At 71.9% G+C, this 7,600-nt stretch carries 7 protein-coding genes; 2 read left to right on the top strand and 5 right to left on the bottom strand.

Going from position 1 to position 7,600, the window contains the following annotated elements:
- Positions 1-350: 350 nt before the first annotated feature.
- Entirely contained in the window at positions 351-1,217 is an 867-nt protein-coding gene (locus ACWGE1_RS38795; RefSeq protein WP_453425176.1) for an SDR family NAD(P)-dependent oxidoreductase, read from the bottom strand.
- Positions 1,218-1,305: 88 nt separating this feature from the next.
- Between ACWGE1_RS38795 and ACWGE1_RS38800 the strand changes: the two genes are divergently transcribed.
- Positions 1,306-1,797: a MarR family winged helix-turn-helix transcriptional regulator gene (locus ACWGE1_RS38800; protein WP_453425177.1), complete on the top strand. Its 492-nt coding sequence runs from the start codon at positions 1,306-1,308 to the stop codon at positions 1,795-1,797.
- A gap of 37 nt (positions 1,798-1,834) precedes the next feature.
- Here the strand turns inward: ACWGE1_RS38800 and ACWGE1_RS38805 are convergent, their stop codons facing one another.
- Positions 1,835-2,476 (bottom strand): TetR/AcrR family transcriptional regulator, encoded by a 642-nt coding sequence (locus ACWGE1_RS38805; protein WP_453425178.1) that lies wholly within the window; start codon positions 2,474-2,476, stop codon positions 1,835-1,837.
- 64 nt (positions 2,477-2,540) lie between these two features.
- Between ACWGE1_RS38805 and ACWGE1_RS38810 the strand changes: the two genes are divergently transcribed.
- A complete protein-coding gene (locus tag ACWGE1_RS38810) occupies positions 2,541-4,139 on the top strand; it encodes an FAD-binding oxidoreductase (protein WP_453425179.1) in 1,599 nt (532 codons plus the stop codon).
- Positions 4,140-4,278: 139 nt separating this feature from the next.
- On the opposite strand, the gene ACWGE1_RS38815 is transcribed toward ACWGE1_RS38810, so the two are convergent.
- The 3 genes from ACWGE1_RS38815 to ACWGE1_RS38825 form a co-directional block, all read right to left on the bottom strand.
- Positions 4,279-5,166: a geranyl diphosphate 2-C-methyltransferase gene (locus ACWGE1_RS38815; RefSeq protein WP_453425180.1), complete on the bottom strand. Its 888-nt coding sequence runs from the start codon at positions 5,164-5,166 to the stop codon at positions 4,279-4,281.
- A 15-nt stretch (positions 5,167-5,181) separates the two neighbouring features.
- Positions 5,182-6,528 (bottom strand): family 2 encapsulin nanocompartment cargo protein terpene cyclase, encoded by a 1,347-nt coding sequence (locus tag ACWGE1_RS38820; RefSeq protein WP_453425181.1) that lies wholly within the window; start codon positions 6,526-6,528, stop codon positions 5,182-5,184.
- Between the two features lie 105 nt (positions 6,529-6,633).
- Positions 6,634-7,600 (bottom strand): family 2B encapsulin nanocompartment shell protein (locus tag ACWGE1_RS38825; RefSeq protein WP_453425182.1); only part of this gene is annotated, 967 nt, incomplete at its 5' end.

A 7,600-nucleotide genomic window follows, 5' to 3' on the forward strand; every position in this document is an offset into this window, starting at 1 on the left:
GGGGGTCTTGGGGGGTGGCACGAGTTCCAGAGGGGGGGGCGGGGGCCGGGGGGCGGAGCCCCCACCGGGGGGGGCCGCGCCCAAAGCCCCCGCGCCGGTATCCCCGGGCGCGGCGGCGGACCGTCACACGGTCAGCGTCCGACGGTGTTCATCAGGACGATGGCCATGAGGTCCAGGAAGATGACGGCAACGACGATGCCGATCATGAACCAGGCCCTGCGCGATTCGTCCATGCGTACGGTCACCTCCCGGCTCGGGCGGGCCACCCTGCGCGGCCGGGGGGCCGCACGGGAGACTCGTCCACCTCCGGCCATGATGACCCGGTTCCGCACGGAGCACAGGTCGGCGGGTCAGGCGACCCAGGTGCCGGTCATCCCGACGACCGCGGAGCCGTCCTGGTCGGCGAGCTTGGTCCCGGTGAAGCCGCGGGCCCACTCCGAGGTCTGGATGCGGAACGCGGGGCTTTCGGCGGTGAGCGCCTCCATGACGGACTCGGCCGCGCCGTCCGGGGTCTGCGCGCCGTTCAGGAACTGGCCGACCGTGCGGTCGACGTAGTGGCGCAGCGCGTCGGAGTACGGTCCGGCCGCGGCGATCCGGGCTTCGAGGTCGAGGCCGATGTTGTTCACGAACTCCGTCGCCACGGCACCGGGCTCGATGACGCAGACGCCCACCCCGACGGCGCCCGCGACGGGGGCCAGGCTCTCCATGTACCCCTCCACGGCGAACTTCGCGGCGCAGTACGCCTCATTGAAGGGCTGGCCGATGACCCCGCCGACGCTGGTGACCGTGATCAGGCGGCCACCCGTGGCCCGCAGGTGCGGCAGGGCGGCCTTGGAGACGTTCAGCACGCCGAAGAAGTTGACCTCCATGACCTCACGGACGTCGGCGACGGATTCGAGCTCGAGGGTGCCCACGTGCCCGGCGCCGGCGTTGTTCACGACGGCGTCCAGCCGGCCGTAGTCGGCGACGACGCCCTCCACCGCGGCGGCGACGGAGGCCTCGTCGACGACGTCGAGCTGCCGGATGTCGAGTTCGACCCCCGCCTCGACGGCGGCCTTGCGCAGGGCGTCGGCGCGGCCGGTGTCACGCAGGGTGGCGACCGTGCGCCAGCCGGCCCGGGCCGCGGCGATCGCGGCGGCCAGGCCGATGCCGGAGGAGGTGCCGGTGATCAGGACGGTGCGGGCGGCTGTTCCGGGGGTGGTGGGGACGGTCGACATGGCGGGGCCTCTCACGGGACGTGATTTATGTGCGTGCACACACACTATAAAATTATGTGCGTGCGCACGCAAGCTCTAGACTGCCGCCATGCCGAAGAAGCTCACCGAAGCCGAGATGCCGGCGGCCGACTACGCCTTCTACGGGCTGGTGTGGGCCGGCACCGTCATGACCGACCGCGTCGACCGCGCCCTGGTCAAGGCCCACGACCTCCCCGTGTCCTGGTTCGAGGTCATGCTGTGGCTGGCGTCCAGCCCCGAGCCGGTGCCCGCCTCCGTCCTCGGCAACAGCACCCTGCTCAGCCGCAGCCAGGTCTCCCGCGTGGTGGACGCCCTGCAGAACCGCGGCCTGGTGACCCGCACGCCCTCGGCGCGCGACGCCCGATCGGTGGAGGTCTCCCTCACGGAGGCGGGACGTACGGTGTTCGCCGAGGCCGACGCCACCCGGCGCGAAGCCCTGGCCCCGGTCTTCACCGAGCTCCTCGACGAGCAGGACCTGGAGGCGCTGGGCACCGTGTGGCGCAAGCTCAAGGCCGCGAAGGCCGCGCAGGCCGCGCAGGCCGAGCAGGAACGCGCCAAGTAGCCCCGCCGGGCCGCACCGGCCCGCGCCCGGCGGTCCCTCAGCGGGTCCGGCCGTCGGGGGTGAGGGTGGCGGCGGCCGCGAAGAGGCGGGCGCAGCGCTGCGTCATGGCCGCCGGAGTCTGCTCCGGATGCTTGACCCACCAGCGGACGAGCGTCGCCACCAGGTCCCGCCAGACGTACTTGAGCGCGTCGGCGTCCAGTGGGTCCGTGGACCCGGCCGCACGCAGCAGTTCCGCGGTACCGCCGGCGGCGAGCCGGTCGATGGCCGCCCAGTACTCCGAGGCCCGGCGCGCGGCTTCACCGCCGGGCGGCAGCGTGGTGTCGTAGAGCACGAACCACGCCTCCCGCCTGCCCTCCAGGGCCGTGAAGATGCTGTGCAGCACGCGCAGCGGCGTGTGCGGCGTGGTCCCGCCGTCGCCCATCGCCGTGCGGATCGTCTCCAGCAGCCGGTCCCCGACGGGGACCAGGCAGGCGACGTACAGGTCCTCCTTGGTGCCGAAGTACTGGTGCAGCAGCGTCTTGGTGACGCCCACCCGACCGGCGATCGCGGGGAGCGACGCGGCCGCGTAGCCGTGGGTGCCGAACTCCTCCGTGGCCGCCTCCAGCATCTGCTGACGGCGGTGCTGCCGCGGGACTCCCTTGGTGCCGGCCTTCGCGGAATTCGGGGAAGGGGTTGCCATGCGGGGATATTATCAGTAGGTAATTTACCGCTAGGTAAATTACCTCGACCCCTGGAGCGCCTCCATGGCCGGCACCACCCCTCAGCCGTCGTCCCGCACCCGCTCCTGGTGGGGCTGGGGCTGGACGGACGCGCATCCCGACGACGCGGAATGCACCGCGATGGGCGCCCTGATCCCCGGCACCCTCGGCCGCCCGCTCCCCGTGCCCCGCGTGAGCGACCTGGACATCGCCGCCCCCGCCGCCGAAGCCCCGCGCAGCCTCGCCCACCTGGTCACCGCCGATCCCGGGGACCGTGCCGCGCACGCCATGGGCAAGGCCTACCGCGACGTGGTGCGCGCCCTGCGCGGACACCCCGGCCGCATCCCCGACCTCGTCGCCCGCCCCAGGGACGACCAGGGCGTGGCCGATCTGCTGGACTGGGCCGGTGAGCGGCAGGTCGCCGTCGTCCCCTACGGCGGGGGCTCCTCGGTCTCGGGCGGCGTCGAGTACCGCGGCGACGCCCACCGGGCCGTCATGTCCCTCGACCTGACCGCCATGGGCCGCGTCCTGGAGGTCGACACCGAGGGCCGGGCGGCGCGCATCCAGGCCGGCACCCTCGGTCCGAGTCTGGAGGACCAGCTGCGGCCCCACGGCCTCACCCTGCGGCACTTCCCGCAGAGCTTCGAGTTCTCCACCCTGGGCGGCTGGCTCGCCACCCGGGCCGGCGGCCACTACGCCACCGGCCGTACGCACATCGACGACTTCGTGCAGTCGCTGCGCGTCGTCACCCCGGCCGGAACCAGCAGCTCCTGGCGGCTGCCCGCCTCCGGGGCGGGCCCCTCCCCCGACCGGCTGTTCCTGGGCTCCGAGGGGACGCTCGGCGTCATCACCGAGGCATGGGTCCGCCTGCAGGAACGCCCCCGCCACAAGGCATCCGCCGCGGTCGCCTTCGCGGACTTCGAGGACGCCCTCCGGGCGGTACGCGCCCTCGCGCAGTCCGACCTCTCCCCCGCCAACTGCCGACTGCTGGACTCCGGCGAGGCCGCGCTGTCGGGCGCGGCGAACGACGGCAGCTCCGTACTGGTCCTCGGGTTCGAGTCGGCGGACGAACCGGTGGCCGCCCGGCTCGAACGGGCCGTCGCCCTGGCCCGTTCGCACGGGGGCCGGCACGACGGTACGGACGACAGGGAGCCCGACGGCGACGCGGCCGTGAGCGCCTGGCGCTCGGCCTTCCTGCGGATGCCCTACCTCCGCGACGGTCTGGCCAGGATGGGCGCGATAGCGGAGACCTTCGAGACGGCGGCCACCTGGGACCGGATCCCCGGCCTGATCGACGAGGTGCGCCGGGAGGTCGGTGCGGCAGCGGTCAAGGCCACCGGACACCCGGCGACCGTCAACTGCCGTCTGACACACGTGTATCCGGACGGAGCGGCGCCCTACTTCACCGTCCTCGCGGCCGGCCGGGCCGGCGACGAGGTGGCCGTCTGGGACGATCTCAAGGCCGTCGCGAGCGAGGTGCTGCACCGCCACCGGGCCACCATCACCCACCACCACGCCGTCGGCCGGGACCACCGACCGGGCTACGACCGCCAGCGCCCCGAGCCCTTTGCGCTCGCCCTGCGGGCGGCGAAGGGGGCACTCGATCCGCGGGGCATCCTCAATCCCGGAGTGCTCGTGGACTGACCGGCCCGGAAGGCCCGGGGCCGGAGGGCCCCGGAAGGCCCCGAAGGGCCAGGTTCGCCGGGTGGTCGAGGCCGCCGCCACGGACCCGGCCCTCCGGCCGGCCGTCGATCAGGGCGCGGCCGGGCACGGTCAGATGCGGTCAGACACGGTCCGCCGCGATCAGGACGTACTGGAAGGAGCCGTCCTTGTAGGAGTTGATGAACGCTTCCTCGATGCCGGTGACCAGGGAGGACGTGGCGCGAAGCTCCCAGTAGGGCAGGGTCTCGGGGGTCAGGTCGATGACGGCCTGCGGCACGAGCCGGTTGTCGGCCATCGCGCGCAGGTACTCCCGGCGGGAGTGGATGTTGCACTCGAAGTGCGCGTTGATCTGGGAGACCCACTTCGAGGGCTGGCCGTAACGCGGGTTCCAGCAGCCGGTGATGGTCACGTACCGGCCGCCGACCGCGAGGACGCGGGAGTGCTCGGCGAACAGGTCCTGCAGGTCGACGTACATGCTCGACTCGTTGTTCCACGAGCCCGCGGCCTGCCCGGTCTCGAACGGCGTGCCGAGCATGTTGCAGACGCGGGCCCGGACGTGGTCCTCGATGCCGAGTTCCTGCGCGCGCCGGTTGGCGAAGTCGGCCTGCTTGGCGGACAGGGTGACGCCCTCGACCTTGCATCCGAAGCGCTGGTGGGCCATCACCATCGAGCCGCCGCGGCCGCAGCCGGCGTCGACGAGGGTGTCGTCGCGCCCGATGGGGCCGAGGTGCTCAAGGAGGAGCTCGGCCTGCGCCGACTCCAGGCGGTGCAGCTCGGCGATCAGCTTCTTCTCGTATGCGCTGTCCTCGGTGTCGCCGAGGGCGGCGTGGTCGATGTCGCCGATGCCGTAGTGGTGGTGGTAAAGGCCGTCGACATCACCGAGACGGAGGTTCACGGGCCTGGCCTCGTGGTCCCAGTAGCGGGCGATGTCCCCCTGATAGGGCGTCACCGGGCCGGGGATGAACACGGAGGGGATACCGGCGGCGGTGGTGAGATCGATGCTAGTCATGAACAATTCCCATCTTTACCAGAAATCGGGCAGGCTGTAGCGAAAGGTGTTGGTCTGGTGCCAGTAATGGTTGCCGTCGACCCATACGGCCACCCCGCGCAGGAAGCGCTGGACGCTCGGAACCGGGCAGGCAAGGGCCAGTTCGGCGGCCGCGGTCTCGAAGTCCCGCATGAGGTCGTTGTGGACCTCGACCGCCTTCAGGTAGGCGTCCTGCTCGGAGCACTTCTCCCGTTCGGCGATCACCACCGGGAGGTTCAGGTGCCGGCCGGGACTGGCCAGTTCCTTGGTGTAGGAGTACAGGTCGTTGACGATCGTCGTGGCGTTCCCGGCGAGGGCGATGACGCGCTGCATGGCGGGCTGCGCATGGAGGTCCGCCGGCAGTTCGTAGCCGCCGACGGAGTCGGTGATGGTGGGACAGGGGCGGAAGTTGTTGAACTGCCGCATCGCCAGGTACTCCCACACCTCGGGGACGTACTCCGTCTGCGCCCAGGCCCCCTCCGCGAGGTAGCCCATGTGCAGTCGGGCCATGTCGTGCCGGAACCGGTCGGCCTGCGAGGCGGTGCTCGCCTGGAGGAAGTACTCCATGGCGGAGCGGTAGGCACGGCGCGGCGCGTCCGAGAGGAGCGACCGCTCCCACTCCGGCGCGTACTCCTTCGTCGTGTGGACGGGGTCGAGCGCCGTGTGCGCGAGCAGCAGGCGCCCGCCGAGGCCGACGGGCGAGCCGCCGTGGTCCTCGCAGTAGCAGTCGTCGACCGCGTTCTCGGCGACCATCAGCCGGGTGGCGAGCATCAGGTGGTCGATGCTGGGGGCGTCGGGATGGCAGGCGACCATGTAGCGCCCGACGGAGAAGCCGTCGAACTGGTCCTCCCAGTCGTCCGGGTACAACGCGACCTCGTCCAGCGCCCAGGCCTTGATCCTGCGGCTGAGCTCCTCCACCCGCGCCGGATCGGGCTCGGGCACCGGGTGGTGGTAGAGCCCCGGGATCGGTCTGCCGGCCGCGGGCGCCGGGGCCTCGGGCGCGCGGGTCGCCGCGGGCTCCTCGCTCCGGGCCCAGTGCAGGCTCGCCGTGCCCAGACCGCTGGGCCCGCGCAGGATCCGTTCGAGGGCGGGACTCGGCTGCGGGGCGGCGGCCGCGCTCCCGTCGGCCACGGGCACGGGCACGGGTTCGGAGATCGGTACGGGGGGCAGTACGGGGGGACCCGCGGGAAGCGCGGGCGGAGAAGGCGCAGCAGGCTCGACGGGGCCGGCGCCGGCGGCTGGTTCGACGCCTGCGGCGAGGGCGTTGGCGAGGATGTGGGCCCCGAAGGACACCACTGCTGCGGGCAGGCTCGACTGCAGAGGGGAAGGCCCAGGATCGGGCATCCGTAACTCCTTGGTGAGATAAGTGGGCTGTCCCGGATCCCGGGCGTGCTCGGCGGGCCAGGACAGGCACAGGTCCTGGCTGTCGCGGCCGTCGGGCAGGTCCTCTTAGTCCCGCCTGCGGGCGATCTGCACGTTCTCCAGCACACCGAGCGCGTCGGGCACCAGGATGGCGGCGGAGAAGTAGGTGGTGACCAGGTAGGAGATGATCGCCTGCTCGCTGATCCCCATGAAGCGCACCGACAGACCGGGCTCGTACTCCTCCGGCAGGCCGGTCTGGCGCAGACCGATGACGCCCTGGTTGTCCTCGCCGGTTCGCATGACGAGGACCGAGCTGGTGTTCTCCTTGCTGATCGGAATCTTGTTGCACGGCAGGATCGGGACCCCGCGCCAGGCCGGGACGGACTGCCCGCCGACGTCGACGTGGTCCGGGTAGAGCCCGCGGGCGTTGAACTCGCGCCCGATCGCGGCGATCGTCCGGGGGTGGGCCAGGAAGAACTTGGAGCCGCGGCGGCGGCAGAGCAGCTCGTCGAGGTCGTCCGGGGTCGGCGGGCCGGAGTGGGTCTGGATCCGCTGCTTGAAGGCGGCGTTGTGGAGCAGACCGAAGTCGCGGTTGTTGATCAGCTCGTGCTCCTGGCGCTCGCGCAGCGCCTCGATGGTGAGCCTGAGCTGTTCCTCGGTCTGGTTGTGCGGCCCGTTGTAGAGGTCGGCGACCCTGGTGTGGATGCGCAGCACGGTCTGCGCGATGGAGAGTTCGTACTCACGGGGCTTGAGCTCGTAGTCGACGAAGGCGCCGGGCAGGTCTGCCTCGCCGGTGTGGCCGGCCGACATCGCGATCTCGGCCTCGCCGTGCCGGTTCTGGCGCTGCTGCGGGAGCGAGCTGAACCGGTCGATGTGGGACTGGAGTTGCGGTGCGGCGGCGAGCACGGAGGCGAAATCGCCGCGGGAGAGGGTGAGCAGGATGCCGGGGGTCTCGGCGGTCGCCGTGTAGTCCCACGTGGCATCGGAGTCCAGCAGGGCGTTCTCGCCGAAACGGTCGCCGTCGGCAAGTACGGCGACGGCGACGTCGTCGCCG

The sequence above is a fragment of the Streptomyces sp. NPDC054932 genome (genome assembly GCF_053610205.1).

Bases quoted from the DNA above. Each gene is read 5' to 3' on its own strand.
- ACWGE1_RS38795 (WP_453425176.1), bottom strand. From the start codon at position 1,217: ATGTCGACCGTCCCCACCACCCCCGGAACAGCCGCCCGCACCGTCCTG.
- ACWGE1_RS38800 (WP_453425177.1), top strand. From the start codon at position 1,306: ATGCCGAAGAAGCTCACCGAAGCCGAGATGCCGGCGGCCGACTACGCC.
- ACWGE1_RS38810 (WP_453425179.1), top strand. From the start codon at position 2,541: ATGGCCGGCACCACCCCTCAGCCGTCGTCCCGCACCCGCTCCTGGTGG.
- ACWGE1_RS38805 (WP_453425178.1), bottom strand. From the start codon at position 2,476: ATGGCAACCCCTTCCCCGAATTCCGCGAAGGCCGGCACCAAGGGAGTC.
- ACWGE1_RS38815 (WP_453425180.1), bottom strand. From the start codon at position 5,166: ATGACTAGCATCGATCTCACCACCGCCGCCGGTATCCCCTCCGTGTTC.
- ACWGE1_RS38820 (WP_453425181.1), bottom strand. From the start codon at position 6,528: ATGCCCGATCCTGGGCCTTCCCCTCTGCAGTCGAGCCTGCCCGCAGCA.